The sequence below is a fragment of the Martelella sp. AMO21009 genome, assembly GCF_053484295.1.
The window spans coordinates 319,534-343,009 of sequence record NZ_JBAKFR010000003.1; the positions used below are offsets into that span (position 1 = coordinate 319,534).

General features: G+C 62.8%; 26 protein-coding genes. 12 read left to right on the top strand and 14 right to left on the bottom strand.

Annotated features, from left to right (window positions below; genetic code table 11):
• The first annotated feature begins 306 nt into the window (after positions 1 to 306).
• From V6766_RS05730 to V6766_RS05745, 4 genes are all read left to right on the top strand, one after another.
• On the top strand, positions 307 to 1,014 hold the full coding sequence (locus V6766_RS05730; RefSeq protein WP_448464461.1) for a 3-oxoacid CoA-transferase subunit A: 708 nt from the start codon (positions 307 to 309) through the stop codon (positions 1,012 to 1,014).
• Positions 1,011 to 1,694 (top strand): 3-oxoacid CoA-transferase subunit B, encoded by a 684-nt coding sequence (locus V6766_RS05735; protein WP_448464463.1) that lies wholly within the window; start codon positions 1,011 to 1,013, stop codon positions 1,692 to 1,694. The genes V6766_RS05730 and V6766_RS05735 overlap by 4 nt, the downstream gene beginning before the upstream one ends.
• Before the next feature lie 2 nt (positions 1,695 to 1,696).
• On the top strand, positions 1,697 to 2,896 hold the full coding sequence (gene pcaF, locus V6766_RS05740; protein ID WP_448464465.1) for a 3-oxoadipyl-CoA thiolase: 1,200 nt from the start codon (positions 1,697 to 1,699) through the stop codon (positions 2,894 to 2,896).
• A gap of 94 nt (positions 2,897 to 2,990) precedes the next feature.
• Positions 2,991 to 3,746 (top strand): IclR family transcriptional regulator domain-containing protein, encoded by a 756-nt coding sequence (locus V6766_RS05745; RefSeq protein WP_448464467.1) that lies wholly within the window; start codon positions 2,991 to 2,993, stop codon positions 3,744 to 3,746.
• Positions 3,747 to 3,752: 6 nt separating this feature from the next.
• On the opposite strand, the gene V6766_RS05750 is transcribed toward V6766_RS05745, so the two are convergent.
• Entirely contained in the window at positions 3,753 to 4,700 is a 948-nt protein-coding gene (locus V6766_RS05750; protein ID WP_448464469.1) for a LysR substrate-binding domain-containing protein, read from the bottom strand.
• Positions 4,701 to 4,935: 235 nt separating this feature from the next.
• Between V6766_RS05750 and V6766_RS05755 the strand changes: the two genes are divergently transcribed.
• The gene (locus tag V6766_RS05755) at positions 4,936 to 5,205 is read left to right on the top strand and encodes a DUF1127 domain-containing protein (RefSeq protein ID WP_448464471.1); all 270 of its coding nucleotides are present in this window, start codon (positions 4,936 to 4,938) and stop codon (positions 5,203 to 5,205) included.
• A 223-nt stretch (positions 5,206 to 5,428) separates the two neighbouring features.
• Here V6766_RS05755 and V6766_RS05760 read toward each other — a convergent pair whose 3' ends face one another.
• From V6766_RS05760 to V6766_RS05775, 4 genes are all read right to left on the bottom strand, one after another.
• The gene (locus tag V6766_RS05760) at positions 5,429 to 5,779 is read right to left on the bottom strand and encodes a VOC family protein (RefSeq protein ID WP_448464473.1); all 351 of its coding nucleotides are present in this window, start codon (positions 5,777 to 5,779) and stop codon (positions 5,429 to 5,431) included.
• Between the two features lie 63 nt (positions 5,780 to 5,842).
• The gene (locus V6766_RS05765) at positions 5,843 to 7,216 is read right to left on the bottom strand and encodes a glutamate--cysteine ligase (protein ID WP_448464475.1); all 1,374 of its coding nucleotides are present in this window, start codon (positions 7,214 to 7,216) and stop codon (positions 5,843 to 5,845) included.
• A 193-nt stretch (positions 7,217 to 7,409) separates the two neighbouring features.
• Complete coding sequence (locus V6766_RS05770) at positions 7,410 to 8,147, bottom strand: 16S rRNA (uracil(1498)-N(3))-methyltransferase (protein WP_448464477.1); 738 nt, start codon at positions 8,145 to 8,147, stop codon at positions 7,410 to 7,412.
• Positions 8,148 to 8,236: 89 nt separating this feature from the next.
• On the bottom strand, positions 8,237 to 8,683 hold the full coding sequence (locus tag V6766_RS05775) for an NUDIX hydrolase (protein WP_448464479.1): 447 nt from the start codon (positions 8,681 to 8,683) through the stop codon (positions 8,237 to 8,239).
• A 260-nt stretch (positions 8,684 to 8,943) separates the two neighbouring features.
• Between V6766_RS05775 and V6766_RS05780 the strand changes: the two genes are divergently transcribed.
• Entirely contained in the window at positions 8,944 to 9,108 is a 165-nt protein-coding gene (locus V6766_RS05780; protein ID WP_018065521.1) for a DUF1328 family protein, read from the top strand.
• 7 nt (positions 9,109 to 9,115) lie between these two features.
• On the opposite strand, the gene V6766_RS05785 is transcribed toward V6766_RS05780, so the two are convergent.
• Positions 9,116 to 10,021, bottom strand: a complete 906-nt coding sequence (locus V6766_RS05785) for a LysR family transcriptional regulator (protein ID WP_448464481.1) — start codon at positions 10,019 to 10,021, stop codon at positions 9,116 to 9,118.
• Between the two features lie 153 nt (positions 10,022 to 10,174).
• Here V6766_RS05785 and V6766_RS05790 point away from each other — a divergent pair, with 153 nt between their 5' ends.
• Genes V6766_RS05790 through glcF form a run of 4 tightly spaced genes read left to right on the top strand, consistent with a single transcriptional unit; the run spans position 10,175 to position 14,506 of the window.
• Positions 10,175 to 11,611: an FAD-linked oxidase C-terminal domain-containing protein gene (locus V6766_RS05790; protein ID WP_448464483.1), complete on the top strand. Its 1,437-nt coding sequence runs from the start codon at positions 10,175 to 10,177 to the stop codon at positions 11,609 to 11,611.
• Positions 11,604 to 12,827, top strand: coding sequence for a glycolate oxidase subunit GlcE (gene glcE, locus V6766_RS05795; protein WP_448464485.1), 1,224 nt, complete (start codon positions 11,604 to 11,606; stop codon positions 12,825 to 12,827). The genes V6766_RS05790 and glcE overlap by 8 nt, the downstream gene beginning before the upstream one ends.
• Entirely contained in the window at positions 12,824 to 13,201 is a 378-nt protein-coding gene (locus V6766_RS05800) for a DUF4870 family protein (protein WP_448464487.1), read from the top strand. The genes glcE and V6766_RS05800 overlap by 4 nt, the downstream gene beginning before the upstream one ends.
• A 3-nt stretch (positions 13,202 to 13,204) precedes the next feature.
• Positions 13,205 to 14,506 carry a glycolate oxidase subunit GlcF gene (glcF, locus tag V6766_RS05805; protein ID WP_448464489.1) on the top strand — a complete coding sequence of 434 codons (1,302 nt, stop codon included), beginning with the start codon at positions 13,205 to 13,207 and terminating at the stop codon, positions 14,504 to 14,506.
• Positions 14,507 to 14,524: 18 nt separating this feature from the next.
• On the opposite strand, the gene V6766_RS05810 is transcribed toward glcF, so the two are convergent.
• Positions 14,525 to 15,469: a nucleoside hydrolase gene (locus V6766_RS05810; protein ID WP_448464615.1), complete on the bottom strand. Its 945-nt coding sequence runs from the start codon at positions 15,467 to 15,469 to the stop codon at positions 14,525 to 14,527.
• Positions 15,470 to 15,573: 104 nt separating this feature from the next.
• Here V6766_RS05810 and V6766_RS05815 point away from each other — a divergent pair, with 104 nt between their 5' ends.
• Both V6766_RS05815 and V6766_RS05820 read left to right on the top strand, forming a co-directional pair.
• A complete protein-coding gene (locus tag V6766_RS05815) occupies positions 15,574 to 15,969 on the top strand; it encodes an Hsp20 family protein (RefSeq protein ID WP_448464491.1) in 396 nt (131 codons plus the stop codon).
• A 78-nt stretch (positions 15,970 to 16,047) separates the two neighbouring features.
• On the top strand, positions 16,048 to 16,299 hold the full coding sequence (locus tag V6766_RS05820; protein ID WP_230720645.1) for a BQ00720 family protein: 252 nt from the start codon (positions 16,048 to 16,050) through the stop codon (positions 16,297 to 16,299).
• Between the two features lie 30 nt (positions 16,300 to 16,329).
• Here V6766_RS05820 and trmB read toward each other — a convergent pair whose 3' ends face one another.
• The 7 genes from trmB to V6766_RS05855 all read right to left on the bottom strand — a co-directional run bounded on the left by trmB (position 16,330) and on the right by V6766_RS05855 (position 23,372).
• Positions 16,330 to 17,028, bottom strand: a complete 699-nt coding sequence (gene trmB, locus V6766_RS05825) for a tRNA (guanine(46)-N(7))-methyltransferase TrmB (protein ID WP_448464617.1) — start codon at positions 17,026 to 17,028, stop codon at positions 16,330 to 16,332.
• 9 nt (positions 17,029 to 17,037) lie between these two features.
• A complete protein-coding gene (metK, locus tag V6766_RS05830; RefSeq protein ID WP_448464493.1) occupies positions 17,038 to 18,276 on the bottom strand; it encodes a methionine adenosyltransferase in 1,239 nt (412 codons plus the stop codon).
• Between the two features lie 179 nt (positions 18,277 to 18,455).
• Positions 18,456 to 18,869, bottom strand: coding sequence for a helix-turn-helix domain-containing protein (locus tag V6766_RS05835; RefSeq protein ID WP_230720642.1), 414 nt, complete (start codon positions 18,867 to 18,869; stop codon positions 18,456 to 18,458).
• A gap of 243 nt (positions 18,870 to 19,112) precedes the next feature.
• Complete coding sequence (gene lnt, locus V6766_RS05840) at positions 19,113 to 20,579, bottom strand: apolipoprotein N-acyltransferase (RefSeq protein ID WP_448464495.1); 1,467 nt, start codon at positions 20,577 to 20,579, stop codon at positions 19,113 to 19,115.
• A 31-nt stretch (positions 20,580 to 20,610) separates the two neighbouring features.
• The gene (locus tag V6766_RS05845; RefSeq protein ID WP_448464497.1) at positions 20,611 to 21,819 is read right to left on the bottom strand and encodes a hemolysin family protein; all 1,209 of its coding nucleotides are present in this window, start codon (positions 21,817 to 21,819) and stop codon (positions 20,611 to 20,613) included.
• Positions 21,820 to 21,832: 13 nt separating this feature from the next.
• Complete coding sequence (gene ybeY, locus V6766_RS05850; protein ID WP_448464499.1) at positions 21,833 to 22,339, bottom strand: rRNA maturation RNase YbeY; 507 nt, start codon at positions 22,337 to 22,339, stop codon at positions 21,833 to 21,835.
• Position 22,340: 1 nt separating this feature from the next.
• Positions 22,341 to 23,372 carry a PhoH family protein gene (locus V6766_RS05855; RefSeq protein WP_448464619.1) on the bottom strand — a complete coding sequence of 344 codons (1,032 nt, stop codon included), beginning with the start codon at positions 23,370 to 23,372 and terminating at the stop codon, positions 22,341 to 22,343.
• Between the last annotated feature and the right edge of the window lie 104 nt (positions 23,373 to 23,476).

Below are 23,476 nucleotides of genomic sequence, written 5' to 3' on the forward strand. Positions count from 1 at the left end.
CTCCTGCAATATGTTTGATTGAAAGTAATGGCGAGATGTGATGTGGATTGCTATTTCGCAAGACCTCTCATGTCATTTTTATGGCAAAAACGTGTTCCTTCGCCAAAAAAGATGACGTTTTTTAAAAATCGTCACTTGTTTGTGCGGTTGCAACAAATTTTCGGGACCGCTGGAAAGGTGGTGTGGGAAAGTTCACGATGCGCACAGTTTTGCGCCTCTGATGAACAAAGATCGCACTATGAACTTTTCATCTGGCTGTCGTCGCACGCTGCCTTTAAAAACGCCCGATGGAAGGAGATCCAGCACATGGACAAGACAGCGACGTCCCTGAGGGACACCGTCGCCGACATCTTCGACGGCGCGACCGTGATGATCGGCGGCTTCGGCGGTTCCGGCTCGCCGATCGAACTGATCCACGCCCTGATCGACCAGGGTGCGCGCAATCTGACCGTGATCAACAACAATGCCGGCAACGGCCATATCGGGCTGGCCGCGCTGATCGAGCAAGATCGCGTCTCGAAAATCATCTGCTCGTTTCCGCGCTCGTCCAATGCGACGGTGTTCAATGAACGCTATCTCGCGGGCAAGATCGAGCTGGAGATCGTGCCGCAGGGCACACTTGCCGAGCGCATCCGCGCTGGCGGCGCCGGCATTCCGGCCTTCTATACGCCCACGAGCTACGGCACGGAGCTTGCCGAGGGCAAGCCGGTCGAGGAATTCGAGGGCCGGCATTATGTGCGCGAGCGCTGGCTGAAGGCCGACTTCGCGCTGATCAAGGCCGAATGCGCCGACCCTCACGGCAACCTCACCTATCGCATGGCCGCGCGCAACTTCTCGCCGCTGATGGCGATGGCGGCGGCGAAGACGATCGTGCAGGCCTCGCACGTCGTGCCGCTGGGCGGCATCGACCCGGAACATGTCATCACCCCCGGCATCTTCGTCGATACCGTGGTGGAGGTTTCAGACCCCGTGCAGGAGGAAATCCTGACCCGCGAGGAGGCGCGTTACCCATGAACGACTTTTCCGACATCAAGCTCTCCAACGCCCAGATCGCCTGGCGCGCCGCGCAGGACATCGAGGATGGCGCCTATGTCAATCTCGGCATCGGCTTTCCCGAAATGGTCGCCAAGTTCCAGCCGGAAGGCAAGCAGGCGATCTTCCACACCGAAAACGGCGTGCTGGATTTCGGCGGCGCCCCGCCCGAAGGCGAGGAAGACTGGGATCTTGTCAATGCCGGCAAGAAGGCAATCACGCTGAAGCCGGGAACCTCCTTCTTCCACCATGCCGACAGCTTCGCCATGGTGCGCGGCGGCCATCTCGACGTCGCCATTCTGGGCGCATACGAGGTTGCCGAGAACGGCGATCTCGCCAACTGGTCGACCGGCAAAGGCGGCGTGCCCGCCGTCGGCGGCGCGATGGATCTGGTCCACGGGGCCGGCCGCATTGCGGTGCTGACCGAGCACACCACCAAGAAGGGCCAGCCCAAACTGGTCGAACGCTGCTCGCTGCCGCTGACGGGCGTTGGCTGCGTGACCCGCGTCTATACATCGCTTGCCGTGATCGACATCGCCGGCGGCCGCTTCATCCTGCGCGAGAAATTGCCGGGAATGTCGGTCGAGGAGCTGCAATCGGTCACCGGCGGCACGCTCCATATCGACGGCGACGTGAAGGACCTGAAGGCACCGGAGGTTTGATCATGCAAGACGTTTATATCTGCGACTATATCCGTACCCCGATCGGCCGCTATGGCGGCGCGCTCTCTTCAGTGCGCACCGACGATCTGGCCGCAATCCCGCTCAAGGCGCTGATGGCGCGCAATGAAGGCGTCGACTGGGAAGCCGTTGACGACGTGATTTATGGCTGCGCCAACCAGGCGGGTGAGGACAACCGCAATGTCGCGCGCATGGCGCTGCTGCTCGCCGGCCTGCCGGAGAGCGTTTCCGGCACCACGATGAACCGGCTGTGCGGCTCGGGCATGGATGCGGTCATAACCGCTGCCCGCGCGATCAGGTCCGGCGAGGCGGAACTGATGGTGGCCGGCGGCGTCGAATCGATGTCGCGCGCGCCCTTCGTGATGGGCAAGGCCGAAACCGCCTTCAGCCGCTCGGCCGAAATCTTCGACACCACCATCGGCTGGCGGTTCGTCAACCCGCTGATGAAGGCGCAGTACGGTGTCGATTCCATGCCCGAGACCGGCGAGAATGTCGCCGAGGATTTCTCGGTCAGCCGCGAGGATCAGGACAGGTTCGCGCTCGCTTCCCAGCAGAAGGCCGGCAAGGCGATCGCCTCCGGCCGGCTGGCGCGGGAGATCACGTCGGTCTCGATCCCGCGCCGCAAGGGCGATCCGGTGGTTGTCGATACCGACGAGCATCCCCGCCCCGACACCACGCTGGAAGCACTGGCGAAGCTGAAAACCCCGTTCCGCGAAAACGGCACGGTCACCGCCGGCAACGCCTCCGGCGTCAACGACGGTTCCGCGGCGCTGATCGTGGCAAGCGCGGAGGCTGCAAAGAAGCACGGCCTCACGCCGATCGCCCGCGTGCTCGGCGGCGCGACCGCCGGCGTTGCGCCCCGGATCATGGGCTTCGGCCCGGCCATCGCCTCGAAGAAGCTGCTGGCCCGCCTCGGCCTTTCAACGGACGATCTCGCCGTGATCGAGCTCAACGAGGCCTTCGCCTCGCAAGGCCTTGCCACGCTGCGCGACCTGAAGATCGCCGATGACGACCCCCGCGTGAACCCGAATGGCGGCGCGATCGCGCTCGGCCACCCGCTCGGCATGTCGGGCGCGCGCATCACCGGCACGGCGATGCTTGATCTCAAGCCCGGCGAGAAATCGCTGTCGACCATGTGCATCGGCGTCGGTCAGGGTATCGCGATCGCGCTGGAGCGTGTCTGACGACAGATGGGCGGCGCACGGACGCCGCCCTGCCGCCATTGCAGACCGGCGGCACTTGTGCACAATGTGACCATTGTTCACGATGAGACCACTGATGCTCAAGTCGACGGACCATATCGCCTCCTTTGCCAAGGGACTGCGCGTCATCACCTGCTTCGGCGCGTCGACGCCCAGGCTCTCGATCGCCGAGGTGGCGGCGGCGACCGGTTATGACCGCGCCACCGCGCGGCGCTGCCTGCTGACGCTCCATGCCGAGGGCTATGCCAGCTATGACGGCAAGTATTTCGCGCTGACCCCGCAGGCCCTGCGCCTCGGCATGAGCGCGCTCAACGCGCTGCCGCTACCGCAACGGGTCCAGCCTTGGCTCGACCAGCTTTCGGAGCAGATCGGCCAGTCCTGTTCGGTAGCGATCCTCGATGAAACCGAGATCGTCTACATCGCCCGCGCCGCCCAGCGCCGGGTGATGTCGATCGGGCTGATGCCGGGGTCGCGCCTGCCCGCCCATGCCACATCCATGGGCCGGGTGCTGCTTGCCGCCCTGCCCGAAGCCGAGGCCCGCACCCTGATCGCCCGCGCCGACCTGACCCCGCGCACGCCCAAAAGCCTGACCGATCCGGATGATATCATGGCAAGCGTCAGAGCGGTGCATCGCCACGGCTACTGCCTGATCGACGAGGAGGTGGAGACCGGCCTGCGCGCCATCGCCGTGCCCGTCCTCGACGGACGGGGGCGCACCGTGGCGGCCCTCAACACCGGCATGGCGGTCACACAGGAGCCAGCCGAAAGCCTGATCGAAACCTACCTGCCCGCCCTTTTGAAAGTGCAGCAGAACCTGAAGCGGATCGTATAAGACCATTCACCAGCTTGCGAGCATCTGGCCGGGCTTGGTGCGCGTCAGGCGCGGCTGGGCTCTTTCCGGCTCCATGTCCGGCATCATTTCCGCCTGGCTGATATTGTCAAGCGAGGCGATAATGTGGTTGGAGAGCGCCGTTGTGAGCGAGGCCGGGGCGCCGGGGCGCTTCATCAGGCCGATCTGAACCGGCTCCAGCGTGGGAAAGCCATCCGCCGGCGTCAACACCCGCATGCCGTTCCTCACCGCCGATTCCGGTAGCACCGAGACCGCCATGCCGGCCAGAACCGCCGAGGCAAGCACGGTTGCCGACCAGCTTGTAAACAGGATCCGGTACTCGCGCCCCACCCCATCCAGCGCCTTTACCGCCAGATCGCGCCAGCAGCAATCGCGGCGTCCGACGGCGAGCGGCACCGGCCGGTCCACCGGCAGGGGATGGTTGGCCGAGGCCACCCAGCAAAGCGCCTCGGTGCGCACCACCTCCGACTGGCGGGTGCGCGCATTATGCGTCACCAGCGCCAGATCCAGCTCGCCCTGCTTCAGCCGTTCGGCCAGATCGACGGAATCCTCGCAGACGATATAGAGCTCGACATTGGGATGGCTCTTCGCAAACCGGTTGATGATGTCCGGCATGTAGCGGTCGGCGTAATCATCCGGCGTGCCGATCCTGAGCGAGCCCTGAAGCCGGTTCTCGTCAAAGGCGGTGATTGCCTCGTTGTTGAGACGGATGATCCGGCGGGCGTAGTTCAGAAGCTTGTCGCCCTCGTCCGTCAGCCTCACCCCGCGGCCGTCCTTGGTGAAGAGCTGCTTGCCGATCCGCTCCTCCAGTCGGCGCATCTGCATAGAGACGGCCGATTGCGTCTTGAAGACGTGTTCGGCCGCCCGCGTGAACGATCCGTAATCGACGATCGCGACGAAGGTCTGGAGCTGATCGATATCGAGTGGCGCTACCATATTCACACCCATCAAGTTCTATGATGAGTGATATTAGAAACATTCGTTGGACTGATCAATAAGAAATCGTCACCTTGTAACACAACGAAGCGAGCAGCGGCTCAGCGCCACCGGCAAGAATCGGGTGGCTGCCCGGGTGATAATACAGTTTGTTCGCTTTGAAAGGAAGCCACGCGGCTTCCGCCCGCAAGCCGCGCAAAGCCCAAGAGCTTCGGCGCACACCAAGGAGGCGACAATGTCGTTGATTGAAAGGACATCCGCAAGTCGGATCGGCATCATGCACTCACTCTGGTCTGGCATCAGCGCCTTTGCCGGCGCTGCGCGTCGCTTTGCGAAAAACCGACTGGCCGTAAACCGTATGGCCGAGATGGACGATGCGCTGCTGAAGGATATCGGGCTATCGCGCCATGAAATCCATCGCGCCCATATGGCGCCGCTCTCCGAAGACCCGATGGCCGAGCTGCGCAAGGCAGCCGCCAACCGCGCCGCACGCATGTATGTGTGAACGCATTCCGGCCACCTTCTAAGGCCACAAGATCACGCTCCGCTGCGTTGGCGGCGGGGCCTGCCGCCCCTGACGGCGGCAATCCGAATTGGCGTTATTTGAAGGCCGTATGTCCCAACCACGGCCTGAAAAGACGTCATTTTCCCCGCAGGGTGGTTCAGCCTTCACTCTGCATTTTGCCCGGAAGCACCTGTGTTTCCGGGCTTTTTTTTGCACTTGTGCCTCAATCAGGTTGCCAGAGTTCAATCGGATTGCCTTCCGGATCATGGATCCGCGCGAAGCGGCCGACGCCCGGCATGTCCCAATCGGGATTTGTGACGACCTCGATGCCGGCGGCGGCAAGGCGCGCCAAAAGCGCATCCAGATCATCCACCCGGAAGTTGAGCATGAAATCCCGGTCTTCGGGAAAGTAGTCGCTGGTCGTCGGAAACGGCGCAAAGACCAAAGGTCCGGCAGCGGTTTGCCAGGGGCCGCCGCTCCCGGCGCCTACGCCCAGATGTTCGGCGTACCAAGCGCCGAGCATCTCCGGGTCATGCGCGCGAAAGAAAAAACCGCCAATGCCGGTAACGCCCATTCGAACCTCCAGATCGCGACCTCAGAATACCGGGGCGCGCGGAAGCCGTCCATGCCCGAAAAATCAGTACTGGAATTCCTCGAACAGCGGATCGACGGAGCCTTTCCAGCGACCGTGGTAGAGCGACAGCAGGTCTTCGGCGAAGGTCGTTTTCTTGGCGATGATCTCGTCGAGCGGGTTGAGGAACACGCTTTCGTCCTGACCGTCGCCATTGAGGTTACCGCGCGACTTCAGGCCGGCGCGGGCGATATTGACGACATCGCGGGCGACATCCACCAGCGGACGCCCGCCGATTTCCGCCTTCAGCGCCAGGCGCGGCACGTCATCGCGCAGGCGGTGGATGTCCTCCACCTTCCACTCGGCCGTCAACTGCTCGGCGGCATCCATCGCACCGTGATCATAGAGCAGGCCGACCCAGAAGGATGGCAGCGCGCAGATGCGCCGCCATGTGCCGCCATCAGCGCCGCGCATTTCCAGGAAGCGCTTCAGCCGCACATCCGGAAACAGCGTCGAGATATGGTTGGTCCAGTCGCCCATAGTCGGCTGCCATTCATCGACCTCCCCCTTCAGCGCGCCATCCATGAACTGGCGGAAGGTGATATTGGTGCAGTCACGGTAGCGGCCGTCGCGGATGATGAAATACATCGGCACATCGAGCGCCCAGTCGACATAGCGCTCGAAGGTGAAGTCGTCGCGGAAGGCGAAATCGAGCAGGCCGGCGCGATTATTGTCGGTGTCGCGCCAGATATCGCCGCGCCATGACAGGAGGCCATTCGGTTTGCCCTCGGTGAACGGCGACGAGGCGAACAGCGCGGTCGAAAGCGGCTGCAGCTTCTGCGACAGCGCCATCTTGCGGCGCATGTCGGCCTCGGAGGAGAAGTCGACATTCACCTGGATGGTGCAGGTGCGATACATCATGTCGAGACCCTGACTGCCGACCTTGGGCATGTAGCGGGTCATGATCTCGTAGCGCGACTTCGGCATGCGCGGCGTTTCGGCGCGCGTCCATTTCGGGCTGCCGCCAATGCCGAGAAAGCCGATGCCCATAGGCTCGGCGACGCCGCGCAGCACGGCGAGGTGCCGGTTCGATTCGCGACAGGTCTCATGCAGGGTTTTCAAAGCAGCGCCGGAAAGCTCAAACTGGCCGCCCGGCTCCAGCGAGATCGCGCCCATGCCGTTGGGCTCGGCAAGGCCGATAATGTTATCGCCATCCATGATGGCGTCCCAGCCGAGCTTGTCCTTCATGCCCTTCAGGATCGCCGAGATCGAGCGCTCGCCCTCATAGGGAACGGGCGCGTTGCTGCCCTTGAAGAACGGAAACTTCTCGTGCTCCGTGCCGATCCGGAAATCGGACTCAGGCTTGCACCCGGCTTCCAGATAGGCGACCAGTTCCGCCTTGCCGGTAATCGGCGTCCCGTCGGATGTGTCACGGGCCATGCAAGCTTCCTCGTTCTCAACACAAACAGATAGAGCGGTTTCGCATTTCAGTGAATGGAGCAACCGCCCTCTTCGTCAGGGCCTGAGCCCGCGCAATCCGCTCTTGAACCGGATCGCCGGACCAATCAAGTCAATTTCTTTGATTGATGATGAAACGCGCGAAAACCCTATCGGGTCCGCGACCGAACCGGCATCAGCGCCAGTCGCCGATCGTCGCCTGGATAACGGCGAGCGCGGCCACCGCAGCGGTATCCGCCCGCAGGATTCGCGGCCCGAGCGGAATCGCCGTGACGAAGGACAGACCACGCAAAAGTGATCGCTCCTCGTCCGAAAACCCGCCTTCCGGCCCGACGATCAGCGCCAGCCGCGCGGCCTCCACCGTTTCCAGCGCTGCAAACGGGTTCTGGGTTTCCGCCCCCTCGTCACAGAAGATCAGTTGCCGGCCGGGCTCCCAGTTTTCGAGAATCTCTTCGAGCCTGGCGGGCTCGCGCAGTTCCGGCACGCTCAGCACGCCGCATTGCTCGGCCGCCTCGATGATGTTGGCGGCAAGGCGCTCGGATTTGGCCGGCTTGCCCTGCACATGGCGGGTCATCACCGGCTGGATGATGCCGGCGCCCATCTCCACCGCCTTCTGCACCATATAGTCCATCCGCCCGGTCTTGAGCGGCGCGAACAGGTAATGGAGGTCGGAGGTCGCCGGCTGGGGGCGAGTCTGTTCAACGGCCTTGAGCGTGATCTTCTTGCGCGTCGGGAAAGTAAGCCGCATCAGCCATTCGCCGTCCCTGCCGTTGAAGGCGAGTAGTTCCATACCTTCCGTGGCGCGCAGGACATGGGCGAGATAATGAAACTGATTCTTGTCGGCTTCGATCTCGGCATCGGGCCCGAGATCGGCTTCGAGAAACAGGCGTTGCAGGCGGTAATTTGCGCGCATGGCAGGCTCGCATGGGTATGACGCATCGTCGCGGCGACGCGTTGAAAAAGGGCTGGCGCTTTCTTGCATAGGCCGGCAGGCAGATGCAACTAGTCGGCGAGGCTGACGGCGAAATCGATCAGAAGCGTTTTCAGTTCGCTCTCGTCGACCATTTCGGCCGCCTCTTCGGGGCTTGCCCATTTGCGCACGCGTTCATCGCGCTCCGGAAACCGGGCCTTCGCCTTGCGCACCCGCAGCGGAAAAATCTCCACCACGCAGGTGACGGATGTGCCATCGTCGAGACGTTTGAGATAACGGAAATTGCCGACCGGCTTGTCGGAGACCTTGCCCTTGATGCCGGCTTCCTCGAAAGCCTCCTGCTCCGCCACCTCATGCGGCGCCTTGTTGGCCATCGGCCAGCCCTTCGGCGTCACCCAGCGCCCGGTGTCGCGGCTGGTGATCAGCAGAACCTCGATGGTCTTCTTCTTCTTGGTTTTGGCCAGCCGGTAGCACAGCGCAGCATATTGCTGGCGGGCTTCATCGATTTCATCTGCCAAGTTTTCACTTGATGGCATGACGTTCCTTCCGGCGAATCGAGACCAATACGATCGGGATCGTGTGCTTTAACACACGATTGCAGACCGTTTCTGACGGATGCGTGAAGCTTTTGTGAATTTTGATTGCACACGCGCGCAACAAAGAGAATCGTCCTCCGCGTGACATCTGTCAAGTCCAATACCGCTCTCCGGAACTTTAGCGCCACCGCCGCCGTTGACATGTCGAAATGCCGGATCGGCCAATATTGAGAGGACACATCATGCTTGAATGGATTCTGATACTGTTGATCATCGCGGCTGTGGCCAGCCTGCTGGGTTTTCGCGGTGTTGCGGGCCTTTCCGCAGGCATTGCCCGGATTCTGATCTTCATCGTACTCGTGGTGATTCTGATCTCGCTGATCACCGGCGTGTTGATCATCGCTTGACCGGGTGTCACAGCACGGCCTTGTCCCAATAGGGGGACGGGCCGTAGAGCCCGGCCATGAAGTCGATGAACAAGCGCACCTTCGCCGGCAGGAAATTCCTGGAGGCATAGACCGCGAAAAGCCCGACATTGTCCGGGCTTTTATACTCCGGCAGCACATGGACGAGTTCGCCCGCCGCCAGTTCCGGCCCGATATCCCAGGTCGACCTCAGCGCGATGCCCATGCCGGCGAGTACCGCCTCGCGGATAACCTCGCTGGAATTCGTCACCAGCCGCCCGACCGGCCGGAACGACACCGGCCCCTCAGGACCTTCAAGACGCCAGTATTCGCCATTATGCGCCGGCAGGCAGACGTGATCTTCCAGCGCCTCCAGGCTTTGGGGAGCGCCGAAGCGCTCGACATACTGGCGCGAGGCGCAGAGCACGCGGCGAACAGGCGCGAGCTTGCGGGCAACCAGCGTGGAATCCGAAAGCTCGCCAATCCGCACCGCAAGGTCAAAGCCGTCCGCGACGATGTCGACGAAGGCATCGCTGAGAATGAGCTCGATTTCCAGCCCCTCATGGGCGTTCATGAAGGCGGCCAGATGCGGCGCGATATGCATCCGCCCGAACGAAGTCGGCGCCGAAATCCTGAGCCGGCCCCGAACCGCCGACGTATGGCCTTCGACGAAGGCCTCGGCCTCCTCGATACCGGCCAGCACGGGCAGCAGGCGCTCGTAGAAGCCGCGTCCGGTCTCCGTCAGGGTGATCATCCGCGTCGTGCGCTGCAGCAAGCGCACGCCGAGTTGCTCTTCCAGGCGACGAATGCTTTTCGACACCACGGCCGGCGAGAGCCTGAGCGCCCTGCCCGCATCGCTCATGCTGCCGGTCGCGGCCACCTCCGCGAACACTTCCAGATCCTGCAGATTTTTCATAATCACCGCGATTGTTGCCTTTGCGGAACAAGTATTAGCATTTGTCTCGCAGTCAGGCCAATGTTAGAGAATGAGTTGCAGCCGTGATGCTGCGATTATCCCGTTTTGCGCGGCGTCCGGAAGCCAAGCCCGGACGCGATCTGGAGGTCCGCTTTGACAGGCACAATCGCGTTTCGCGAACCCGATGCCGGCATTCTGGCGCGGCGCGAGACCATCATCGAGGAATTGAAGGCGCTTCTGCCCGAGAACGCGCTGGTGCATGAGGCGCGAGAACTGGTGCCGTTCGAGACCGATGCGTTTCTCGCTTATCATCGCATTCCGCTAGCGGTCTGCCTGCCGGAGACGACCGAGGATGTCGCCAAGGTTCTGCGCTACTGCCATGACAACGGCATTCCCGTCGTGCCACGCGGGGCCGGCACCTCGCTTTCCGGGGGAGCGATCGGCCAGGAGGATGCCGTAATCCTCGGCCTGTCGCGGATGAACAATATTCTCGACATCGACCTGCCGAACCGCGCCGCCGTGGTCCAGGCCGGCGTTACCAATATCGCAATCTCGGAAGCTGTCGCGCCGGAGGGCTTTTTCTACGCGCCCGATCCCAGCTCCCAGCTTGCCTGCACGATCGGCGGCAATATCGGCATGAATTCCGGCGGCGCGCACTGTCTGAAATACGGCGTCACCACCAATAACCTGCTCGGCGTCAAACTCGTGCTGGTCGACGGCACGATCATCGAACTCGGCGGCAAGATGCTGGATTCGGGTGGCCTCGATCTCTTGGCGCTGGTCTGCGGCTCCGAGGGCCAACTCGGCATCATCACCGAGGCCACCGTCCGGTTGCTGGCAAAGCCCGAAGGCGCGCGGCCGGTCCTGTTCGGCTTCCCCTCCTCCGAAAGCGCCGGCGCCTGCGTGACCGATATCATCGCCGCCGGCATCATCCCGGTCGCGATCGAATTCATGGACAAGCCGGCGATCGAAATCTGCGAGGCGTTTGCCCATGCCGGCTATCCGCTCGACGCGGCAGCGCTCCTGATCATCGAGGTCGAGGGCTCCGAGGAAGAGATGGAGGCGATGCTCGGCCGCATTGTTGCGATCGCCGAGACCCATGGCGTCATGGCCGTGCGCCGCAGCCAGTCGGCCACCGAGGCGGCGCTGATCTGGAAGGGCCGCAAATCCGCCTTCGGCGCGACCGGGCGGATTGCCGACTATATCTGCATGGACGGCACCGTTCCGCTCAGCCAGCTTTCCTACGTGCTGCAGAAGACCAGCGAGATCACCGACCGCTACGGCCTGCGCGTCGCCAATGTGTTTCACGCCGGCGACGGCAACATGCATCCGCTAATCCTCTACAACATCAACGATCCCGAGGACGCCCAGCGCGCCGAGGAAGCAGGCGCGGAAATCCTGAAGCTCTGCGTGGAGGCCGGAGGCTGCCTGACCGGCGAGCACGGCGTCGGCATCGAGAAGCGTGATCTGATGCGCCACCAGTATGGCGAGGCCGACCTGCATCAGCAGATGGCGGTGCGCGCCGCCTTCGATCCCGCATGGTCGCTGAACCCCTCCAAGGTGTTTCCGCTGGAGGGCCGCGATGACTGAGCTTCTGGCGCCCGCAACCGAGGCTGAAGCGGCCGCGATCATTGCCGGCCATTACGATAGCGGCGCGCCGCTGCGCCTGTGCGGCGGCGATACCCGGTCCGGCTTCGGCAATCCCGTTGCGGCGGACGTGACGCTGAGTTCCCGCGCGCTTTCCGGCATCGTTGCCTATGAACCCTCCGAAATGGTGATGACCGCGAAGGCCGGCACGCCGGTTGCCGAGATCGAGGCGGCCCTTGACGAAAACGGCCAGTTCCTCGCCTTCGAGCCGATGGATCATCGCGGCATGATGGGCACCGAGGGCGCGCCCACGATCGGCGGCGTGTTCGCGGCCAATGTCTCGGGGCCGCGCCGGTTCGCGCTGGCGGGCGCTGCCCGCGACCACCTTCTCGGCACGCGTTTTGTCAATGGCCGGGGCGAGGCGATCCGCGCGGGCGGGCGGGTGATGAAGAACGTCACCGGCCTCGATCTCTCGCGTCTGATCGCCGGCTCGCACGGCACGCTCGGCTTTCTGACCGAGGTGACCTTCAAGGTTCTCCCCGCGCCCAAATCCGCCGCCACGCTGATTGTCTCTGACCTTACCGAGGAGGACGCCGTGAAGCTGATGGCCGCGGCGATGGCGCTGCCGCTCGAAGTCTCGGGCGCGAGCCACCTGCCCTATAGCGTGCGGTCCGCATTTCTGAAGGACGGGATCGCAGGCGACAGCGCCACCTGTCTGCGGCTGGAAGGCCTGCCGGAATCGGTATCGGCCCGACTCGACAAGCTTGCCGCCTATGCCGAGCCCTTCGGCCCCATCACCCGGCTTGGCGATGAAGACACGCGGGAACTGTGGCGCGAAATCCGCGATGTCGCCCCCTATCAGGACCGCTCGCTCCGTCCGCTCTGGCGCGTCAGCGTCACGCCGTCTGCGGCGGCGGCGCTGGTCGGCGCGATGCGGCTGGAGGCGGCCGTCGACGCCTTCTACGACTGGCAGGGCGGGCTGATATGGATGCGCATGGACGGCGCGCCGGAAGCGGATATTCTGCGCGCGCTTCTGAAGAAGCACGGCGGCGGGCATGCAACGCTGATGCGCGCCGATCCGACGACGCGCGCGCTGACGCCCGCCTTCGAGCCGCAGCCGGCGGCCGTCGCGGCGCTCGAAGCACGCATCCGCGCGAAACTGGACCCCAAAGGCATTTTCAATCCCGGCAAGATGGCAAGACAGGAGATGGCAGCATGAGCGACCCGCAATACAACGCGCCTAAACGCTTTGGCGACGGCTGGATGGACCCGAGCAAGAACAACGTCATTCTCATCTACATTCTTTATCTTGTCGGCTGCGTGATTTTCGTCGCCGGCGTGATCGGCCTGATTGCGGCCTACATGAACCGCGAGAAGGCGGAAGGCTGGCTCAAGACGCACTACACCTGGGCGATCCGCACCTTCTGGATCGCACTGCTGTTTTCGGCGATTTCGTTTGTGCTGACCTTTGTGCTCATCGGCGTACTCGGCTTTGTGGCCACCGGCATCTGGGTGATCGTGCGCGTGGTCGTCGGCCTGCAGAAGGTGAACCGCAACGAGCCGATCGCGAACCCGCAAAGCTGGCTTATCTGATCCATGCATACAAGTTTCTCAGCCGAACAGCTTGCCGACCCGAAGGTCGCCGAAGCCGAATCGATCCTGCGCAAATGCGTGCATTGCGGCTTCTGCACCGCGACCTGTCCGACCTATGTGACGCTCGGCAACGAGCTCGACAGCCCGCGCGGGCGGATCTACCTGATCAAGGACATGCTGGAGAACGACCGGCCGGCGGACAAGGAAACCGTCACCCATATCGACCGCTGCCTCTCCTGTCTGTCCTGCGTGACCACCTGTCCCTCGGGCGTCGATTACATGCATCTGGTCGATCATGCGCGGGTTCATATCGAAAAGACCTACAAGCGTCCGCCGATCAACCGGTTCACCCGCGCGGTGCTGGCAGCCGTACTGCCCTATCCGGGACGGTTCCGGGCGGCATTGCACCTCGCGCGCTTCGGTCGCCCCTTCGCCGGGCTTTTCTCCGGGCGCGAAGCGCTGAAGCCGTTCGAGGCGATGCTGAAGCTGGCCCCCAAGCGACTGCCGCGTCCCTCGGCGATTTCCGAACCCGCCTCGCACAAGCCCGAGAGCGAAAAGCGCGGTCGCGTGGCGCTTTTGACGGGCTGCGCCCAGTCCGTGCTCGATCCCGCCATCAACGAGGCGACTGTCCGGCTCTTGACCCGACTCGGCATCGAGGTGGTTGTGCCGAAGGGTGAAGGCTGTTGCGGCGCGCTGGTCCATCACATGGGCCGCGAGGAGCAGGCGCTTTCCGAGGCCCGGCGCAATGTCGATGTCTGGACGCGCGAGATCGAGGCCGGTGGGCTGGATGCCGTGATCATCACCGCGTCCGGTTGCGGCACCACGATCAAGGATTACGGCCATATGCTGGCGCAGGATCCGGCCTATGCCGAAAAGGCCGCCCGCGTTTCGGCGCTGGCGAAGGACATCACCGAATATCTGTCGACGCTTGGACTGGAAGACCAGCCGCACAAAGGCGTCACTGTCGCCTATCACTCGGCCTGTTCCATGCAGCACGGCCAGCAGATCAAGGCCGCGCCGAAACTGCTGCTGGAGGCCGCGGGCTTTGCCGTCAGGGAACCGGCCGAAGGGCATCTGTGCTGCGGTTCGGCGGGCACCTACAACATCATGCAGCCGGAAATCTCTGCAAAGCTGAAGACCCGCAAGGTCAAGAATATCGAGGCGCTGAAGCCGGATATCATCGCGACCGGCAATATCGGCTGCATCACCCAGATCGCCAGCGGCACCAGGACGCCGATCCTGCACACCGTCGAACTGCTCGACTGGGCCTATGGCGGGCCGAAGCCGGCGAAGCTCGCCGGCTGACCCTTCGCGTTCAGCACCTCAAAGCCGCGCCAGCCGCTCCGTCAGAAGCGCGAAGAAGCCATCGGCATCGGCCTTGCCGATGACCAGCGCATTGGGCTTGCGGTCGGTAACGCGCCACCAGTCTATAACGGTCGCGCCAAGGGTCAGCGGCGACTGCGTCTCGATCTCGACATTGCAGTGCCGTCCGGAGAAAAGCTCCGGGCGGATGAGATAGGCGGTCACCGCCGGGTCATGCAGCGGTCCGCCATCGGAGCCGTATTTCTCGACATCGAAGCGCTCGTAAAACCGCAACATCTCCGCCATCGCCTTCGCGGCCGGACGCCCGATCGCTTCGATCCTGTCGACACGTTCCTTGAGGCAGAGCAGTTGATGGGTGACGTCGAGCGGCATCATCACGATCGGTATGCCCGAGCGGAACACGATATCGGCGGCTTCCGGATCGACATAGATGTTGAATTCGGCGGATGGCGTGATGTTGCCGCCCTCGAAATAGCCGCCGCCCATCATCACGATCTCCTGGACGCGGTCCACGATATCCGGCGCCTTCTCAAACGCCGTCGCGACATTGGTGAGCGCGCCGAGCGTGCAGAGCGTAACCGTCTTTTCAGGCTCGGCGCGCAGCGTCTCGATGATGAAATCGACAGCATGCTGCGCCTGGCGCGGCATTGTCGGCTCGGCAAGCTCCGTGCCGTCGAGCCCCGTCGAGCCGTGCACGTGCTCCGCCGTGACCAGCGGACGACGCATCGGCTTGTCGCAGCCGGCGAAGACCTTGATATCCGGACGCCCGGAAAGCTCGCAGACGATGCGGGCATTGCGCTCGGTTCTGGAGAGCGGCACATTGCCGGCCACGGCGGCGATGCCGAGCACCTCGATCTCCTCGGGACTAGCGAGCGCGAGCATGATGGCAGCCGCGTCATCCTGGCCGGGATCGGTATCGATTATGATTTTCCGTGGGCTCATTATATAAATCCGAATTGAACAGGCAGGCGCTGTGAATGGACACTCGCTCGCGGATTGTCAAGGCGAAGCGCGCTTGGCAAACTGCAAGGCAAAAGACGGAAACGACCATGCCCAGAATTGACCTCAGATTCGACCCACGGCTCATCGACCGACAGGACAGCCTGAAAGGCGCATCCGGCTACCCGCCCTTCGATGTCGCATGGTTTCCCGGCGGCGCGGAACCCGGCTTTCTGCGCCTGACGCTCGCCGTTGCCGGCTTTGCCGCAAGTGAGCTCGATGTGGTGATCGAGGGCTCGGTGTTGATCGTCAGCGGCAAGGCGGAGGAGCGCGACGAGGGCGAGTACCTGTTTCGCGGCATCGCCGGTCGCCAGTTCCGCCGCCAGTTCGCGCTTGCCGATGGCATGGAGGTGATCCGCGCAAGCCTGGAGCGCGGATTATTGTCGATCGACCTCGCGCAACATCCTCAGGAGGTACGAAAAATTAAGATTTCCGTTTCACAATAGGCTTGGAAAAACAACGGGCTTCCGACCTTTCCGGACGGTTTGCCTGAATGTCTCAGGTCTTTTGCAGGAAATCGCTTCATGAAAATCCCGGGTGCGGAACAATCCCTCGAAAGTCTCGCAGAATTCGGCACGGGGCATCTCGGCTATTTCCGCGAATTCGAGCGGACCGAGGCGCTGCGCCATTTCCCGGACGCGGCCAACCTCAAGACCGCGGACAAGCTCTGGGCCCTTTTCAGCGCGGATGGCGCGCTGCTGCTTCTGACCGAAAACCGGACCAGCGTGTTCTTCAAGGCGATGGAAGACGATCTGAAGACAGTCACGCTGCACTGAAGCGCCCCGCATTCAACCTTCGGGCTTTTCTCAACGCCGTATGAACGTCAGGTAGGCGCTGCCGCGCCCTTCCCGCTTCGCCTTGTCCTCATAACGTGTTCCCGGCCAGTTGTCGTAGGGCGTCAGCCAGTCGGCGGCTCCAAGCGCCTGCCATTGAAAACCGCCATGCCGCCGGCAATGCAGCAGCGTCCAGTTGATGTAGCTGTCGATATCCGACGCAAAGCAGAACATCCCGCCCGGCTTCAGCACCCGGTGGAACCGCTCAAGGTTCGGCTGCGAGACGAAGCGGCGCTTCCAGTGTTTCTTCTTCGGCCACGGGTCCGGGTAGAGCAGGTCGATCTGGTCGGTCGAGGCATCCGGCAGCCAATCCAGAATATCGACGGCGTCATCGTCGTAGAGCCTGAGATTGCCGGGCGTGCGTTCCTCCACCCGGCCCAGCAGCTTGGCCATGGAATTGACGAAGGGCTCGACGCCGATGAAGCCGGTCTTCGGGTTTTCCTCGACGCGGTGGAACAGATGCTCGCCGCCGCCGAAGCCGATCTCGAGCCGCACCCGTTCCACCGGCGACGCGAAAGCGTCGCGGAGATCGGCGGGTGCCGGCGTGCCGGGATCGATCGCGAGCGTGGGCAACAGCTCGGCGAGGTTGCGCGCCTGCCGCTCACGCAGAGGTTTGCCCTTGCGGCGGCCGAAAAACGCCCGCCCGGTTGAATTCTGATTGTCGCCGGTCACCTTACGCAATCAGCCTTTCAGCGCCAGTTTCAGCGGCTTCACCAGATCGAGCCGTTCCCAGGAAAACGAACCGTCGCGCCCGGCCTTGCGGCCGAAATGGCCGTAGGCGGCGGTCTTGGCGTAGATCGGCTTGTTGAGATCGAGATGGCGGCGAATGCCGGAGGGCGACAGGTCCATCACGGCGCGGATCGCCTTTTCGACCTCTTCCTCGGTCACCTTGCCGGTTCCGTGCAGATCGACATAGACGGCCAGCGGCTGGGCGACGCCGATCGCGTAGGCAAGCTGGATCGTGCATTTCTCGGCGAGATTGGCAGCGACCACGTTCTTGGCCAGATAGCGCGCGGCATAGGCCGCCGAGCGATCGACCTTGGTGGTGTCCTTGCCCGAAAACGCGCCGCCGCCATGGGGCGCGGCACCGCCATAGGTATCGACGATGATCTTGCGGCCGGTAAGCCCGGCATCGCCGTCCGGTCCGCCAATGACGAACTTGCCGGTCGGGTTGATGTACCACACGCAATCATCGGCGATCGGCAGTTCGCCGAGCGCTTCGCGGATATAGGGTTCGACCACGCTGCGAACCTTCTGCGAATCCCAGCTCTCATCGAAATGCTGGGTCGACAGCACGATCGATGTCACGGCCGCCGGCTTGCCGTCCTTGTAGTGGACTGTCACCTGGCTCTTGGCGTCGGGCCCGAGTTTTGCCACCTCGCCCTCGCCGCCCTTGCGGGCTTCCGAAAGGGTCTGGAGAATACGGTGGGCGTAGTAGATCGGCGCCGGCATCAGTTCCGGGGTTTCGCGGCAGGCGAAGCCGAACATGATGCCCTGGTCGCCGGCGCCCTCGTCGCCCTGCCGGTCGGCGGCGCTGTCGACGCCCTGGGCGATGTGGGCGGACTGGGCGTGCAGCAGCACGTCGATACGGGCGGTCTTCCAGTGGAAACCGTCCTGCTCGTAGCCGATATTGCGGATGGCCCGGCGCGCGGCAGACTTGAACCGCGAGGGATTGACGATCTCCTTGCCGTTCTTGTCGAGCTTCATCAGGCTCGCAGGCAGGCGGACCTCGCCAGCGATGACGACGCGGTTCGTGGTGGCCAGCGTTTCGCAGGCGACGCGCACCGACCAGGGATCGACGCCGGTCTTCACGGCCTCGCGATAGACGAGGTCGACAATTTCATCGGAAATTCTGTCGCAGACCTTGTCCGGATGGCCTTCTGAAACGGATTCGGAAGTGAAAAGATAGTTGGCGCGCATCGGGATTCCCCACATAGAAATTGGCCCGATTTTGATAAACGCTTCGCGTGGCTATGACAAGCGCACAACGATATCAGTATATCTTTATGTCCTCAAAGCCAGGTGAATTTTGACGCATGCCTTGACCCGAGGAGAGCGGAGCGCTCTCCCCCACAATGCGTCAAAATCAGCCCGTTACCTCATTCCGCTTCAGCCGCCAGCGACTTGACCAGATCCACCAGCCGGCGCCGAACTTTGGCGTCATTGATCTTCACAAAGGCGCGGTTGAGCTGCAGCCCTTCCGAAGAGGAGAGGAAATCGACCACATAGCTCGAGCTCGAAGCCTCCGCCATTCCCGCAGCGCCAACGCCCTGTTCGCCGGGTGCGTCCTCGAAAAAGAATGAGACTGGAACGTTGAGGATGGTCGAAATGTTCTGCAGTCGGCTGGCGCCAACGCGATTGGTGCCCTTTTCATATTTCTGAATCTGCTGAAAGGTGATGCCAAGGCTCTCGCCGAGTTTCTCCTGGCTCATTCCTAACATTGTCCGGCGCAACCTGATCCGACTCCCGACGTGCACGTCAATGGGGTTCGGCTTCTTCTTGTTTTCTGTCATTGTTCGTCCTGTTTTTTTAACCTGACATAAGGGCCCAGTCACTGTGCCGGAGAGTTATGCAACCCGTCGATTAAGCGACCAAAAAGCCATAGTTGAGTGCCAAGTGCGGTCACTATGCAATTTTGGAGTAAAGCGGTCAATTCTGCGCGAAATATAAAACCATGAGATGAGTAAAGATTTGCTAATTCAGCAAATAGTGTGGCAATTTAAGGACACGCGAGACGGCGCATATCTCTCAATTTGCTAACGTAAGCTGACCCTACCATCGAGTACGCCACGCCGGTCAAATGGCAGCCGGTCGATGATGCGGCCGTATGGGTCAACGATCGCCGTAACGCCGTTTTCGCCAACGCGTATCAACGGCTTGCCGACCTCGACCGCCCGCAATCTTGCCTGGGCGAAGTGCTGGAAAGGCCCGGGCGTCCGCCCGAACCAGGCATCATAGGTAACGTTTACCAGCGCTGACGCACCGGCCGCCTGCCCCTCCACAAGCCGCGGAAACACCGCCTCGTAGCAGATGAGCGGGTAAAGCGCGCCGCCATCCGGGAGCAGCAGCATCTGGCGGTTATCAACAGGAACATAGCTGCCCGGCAGTGTCGTCAGCGCCTCCAGCCCGATCGCACGGAAGAAGTCCTCGAATGGCAGATACTCGCCGAATGGCACGAGATGGGTCTTGCCGGAAACGGAAACGGTTCTCCCGGCATCATCCAGCACATAGACGGCGTTGTAGAATTCAGGCCAGCCATCGGGTTTGCGCCCGGCAAAGCTTGCCGCGCCAAACACAAGCGTCTGTCCCGGCTTGAGCAGCTCGCCGATCGCGGTGCGGGCATCGGGCCGCGCCTCGATCGTGAAGGGAAGAACGCTTTCCGGCCAGATGATGATATCGGGGCTCTTTCCGACATATCCGGCGGGATCGGAAGAAAGCTCCAGCAGCGTGGCGAACACCCGCTCGCGGCCTTCCTCCGTGCGCCAGTCGGCCTCCTCAAAAGCCGGCTGAACCAGCCGAAGCCCCACCGCGCGGCCGTCGGCAGGCTGCACGTTTGCCAGCCGATACCAGCCATAGCCGATATCAACGGCCACGAAAACGACGGCCAGCGCCAGTCCGACACGCCGGCCGGATCGCGCGGCCAAAAGCACGGGGCTTGCGAACACATAGACGGCGAAACCGCCCATCACATAGAGCCCGGTCAGCCGGATCGCCTGCATGAACAGCGGCATGGGCATGGCGGTATAGGCGATCGCGTTCCACGGAAAGCCGGTCGCAAGATGGCCGCGCAGCCACTCCGCCACGACCATCGCCGCGCCCAGCGCAATCAGGCGCAAAGGCCCGGGCCGCCAGAAAGAAGCCGCCAGCGCCCCCGCCAGCCCGTAAAACAGCGCAAGCCCCGCCGGAAAGCCGAGAACGGCAAGCGGCAGCGCCCAATACGCGCCATCCTTCCAGATCGCGACGCCAAGCCACCACAGGCCGAAAACGAAGTAGCCGAAGCCGAACCACCAGCCGACCGCAAAGCCCGCCCTGAGGCGCGGCCTCAGCGCCTTGCCCGAAAGCGCGCCGTCCATGACCATGACCATAAGCGGCAGGGCGATGAACATCACCGGCGTCAGCCCGAAAGGCGCCAGCGCAAAGGTGGCGACCGCGCCGGCGGCAAACAGCATCCACCGCCGCGGCCAGCCCGAAAGGTCTGCGAGATAGGCTGAAAGCCGTTGCAAAGAAGCAGTCCTTCCGCTCGGTCAGAGCCGCCTATCGCTCGTCATGCGTTTCGCTGTCGGTGTCCTCGTCATAGGACACGTCATGCTCCTCATGCCGGGACTGATCGCGACCCTCCTCCTGGCTGCCCGCGCGGGCGACGGAACGGCGGCGCGCCGGGCCGCGCTTGCGCAATATCCTGACGCGGCGGATGCGGCGCGGATCGGCATCGAGAATATGAACCTCGAAGCCCGAAAGCTGGATCACCTCGCCGCGCGCCGGAATGCGGCCGATGGTCGAGAAGATCAGCCCGCCCAGCGTATCGACGTCCTCGGCATGTTCGCCGATCTCGAAATCGGGGCCGATCGCTTCGGCAATGTCCTCAAGCTCGACGCGCGCGTCGGCGAGATAGACGTCGTCGGAAACGCGGGTGAACATCGCCTCTTCGGAATCGTGCTCGTCGTCGATCTCGCCGATTACCATCTCGACGATATCCTCATGCGACACCAGTCCATCAGTGCCGCCATACTCGTCGATGACCAGCGCCATCTGGGTGCGGCCCGCCTGCATGCGCTGCAACAGGTCGGAGGCGAGCATGGAGGGCGGCACGAACAGGACCGGCCGGATCAGCCCGGCTTCGACAATGGTCTTGTCGAGATTGACCTTGCCGAGGTCGAACGCGTTCTGGGCCGGCTTGGTCTGCCGCTCCGTCGGCTTGACCTCGTTCGCCTTCAACGTACCATTCTTGGCGGCCTCGCGGGCATTGGCCGGGCGACCGCGCCGGCGGCCTCGGGCCTGCTTGGAGAGATAGGCGAGCAGATCGCGGATATGGACCATGCCGCGCGGATCATCCAGCGTTTCGCAGAACACCGGCATGCGCGAATGGCCGCAGTTTTCGAACACCAGCAGCAACTCGCCGATCGTCATCGACTGGTCCACGGCATCGATATCGGCGCGCGGCACCATCACATCCTCGACCCGCACCTCGCGGAAGGACAGGATGTTGTTGAGCATCGCGCGCTCTTCGGGCGAGAAGTCGTTGTCGCTGATATTTTCGGGGGAAAGCGCATCCTCAAGGTCTTCGCGCAGACGCGATGTGCCGTGCCCGTTGCGCTTGAAGTACAGGAGAAGGCCCTTGAGGGGCGAGGCTGATGATTTCTGAGTATTTCTGTCCGTCTCCGGACTGTTAGGCTCGTCGAGCTCGGATCCGTCGTCGGAATCCTGACCGCTGTCACCGAGCGGTACTATCTGTTGCTGGTTCATCGTTCCTTAGGCGTTAGAGAGGGTCGCTGCCCTGATAGGGATCAGATAGGCCAAGTGTGGCCAAAATGCGAGTCTCCAGACGCTCCATAACCTCCGCATCGTCGTTTTCAATGTGATCATACCCCAAAAGATGCAGAAATCCATGCACCAGAAGGTGGGTAAGATGATCGTCGAAGCTCTTGTCGAGCTCACCGGCCTCGCGCGCCACGGTTTCCCGCGCGATCACGATATCGCCGAGCATGGGCCCCGGCATTGCGCCGGGCGTTACAGGAAAGGCGGGAAAGGAAAGCACATTGGTGGGCTTATCCTTGTCGCGCCATTCCGCATTGATCTCCCGTATCGCCTCATCGTCGGTGAACACCAGCGACAATTCGACGGGCTGAACTGGAAACGGCTGCCCCTCCTCCTTTTCCAGAAAGAGCGCCGCAACCCGGATCACGTCGGAAACCAGCGCTTCCAGCTGCGTCTCGTCCGGCCAGCCCTCGGCCTCCCGGCTCACCTGAAAATCGAATGCGGCCATATCAGCCGGCGCCGCCTTCATCCGTCTGCGGCGGGCGTCCCCGGCCCTCATAGGCCGCAACAATGCGGGCCACGAGCGGATGGCGCACAACGTCCTTGTCGGTGAAGCGCGTAGTGGAAACGCCTTCCACGCCCTGCAGCACGTCAAGCGCTTCCACGAGGCCGGACTTGACGCCGCGCGGCAGGTCCACCTGGCTCGGATCGCCGGTGACGATCATGCGCGAATTCTCGCCAAGCCGGGTCAGGAACATCTTCATCTGCATTGATGTCGTGTTCTGCGCCTCGTCGAGGATTACCGCCGCATTGGTCAGCGTGCGGCCGCGCATGAAGGCGAGCGGGGCGATCTCGATCACGCCCGCCGTCATGGCGCGCTCGACCCGGTCGCCGGGGATCATGTCGTAGAGCGCGTCATAGAGCGGACGGAGATAGGGATCGACCTTCTCCTTCATATCCCCCGGCAGAAAGCCGAGCCGCTCGCCGGCCTCGACGGCAGGACGCGACAGGATGATCTTCTCGATCGCGCCGCGCTCCAGTAGCTGGGCGGCATAGGCGACGGCGAGGTAGGTCTTGCCGGTGCCCGCGGGGCCGACGCCGAACACCAGTTCGTTGCGTTCCATCGCCCTTATATAGCCGTCCTGCGCCGGGGTGCGGGCGGCGATCGACTTCTTGCGCGTCGAAATCTGCGACATCGAAAGCCGGGCCTTGCGTTCCAGCGTCGGCAGGGTCAACTGGTCGTCGGCCGCGCGCGCCATGCGGACCGCGCCCTCGACATCGGATTTCTCCAGCTGCGCGCCTTTTTGAAGCTGGGCGTAAAGATAATCCAGCGCGCGGCGCGCCTGGTGGGTGGCGAGCGTCGAACCGCTCAGCGCCACGGAGTTGCCGCGCGCCACGGCATCGACGCCCAGCTCCTTTTCCAGCAATTTCAGATGCTCGTCAAACTGACCGAACAATTCGCTTGCATAGCGATTGTTCTCGAAGGTGAGCACGAAGTGGCTGGCATCCGGGCCGGCCGGTTTTCCGTGCGATACAACCATTTCAGTAGCGGTCAAGCGGTCCTGCTCCTCGGTTCAACGCAAAGCGCTCCGCTGTCCGGCGTTACACCGGCAGCGTCCTCTTCGATACGATACATAGGGGATCG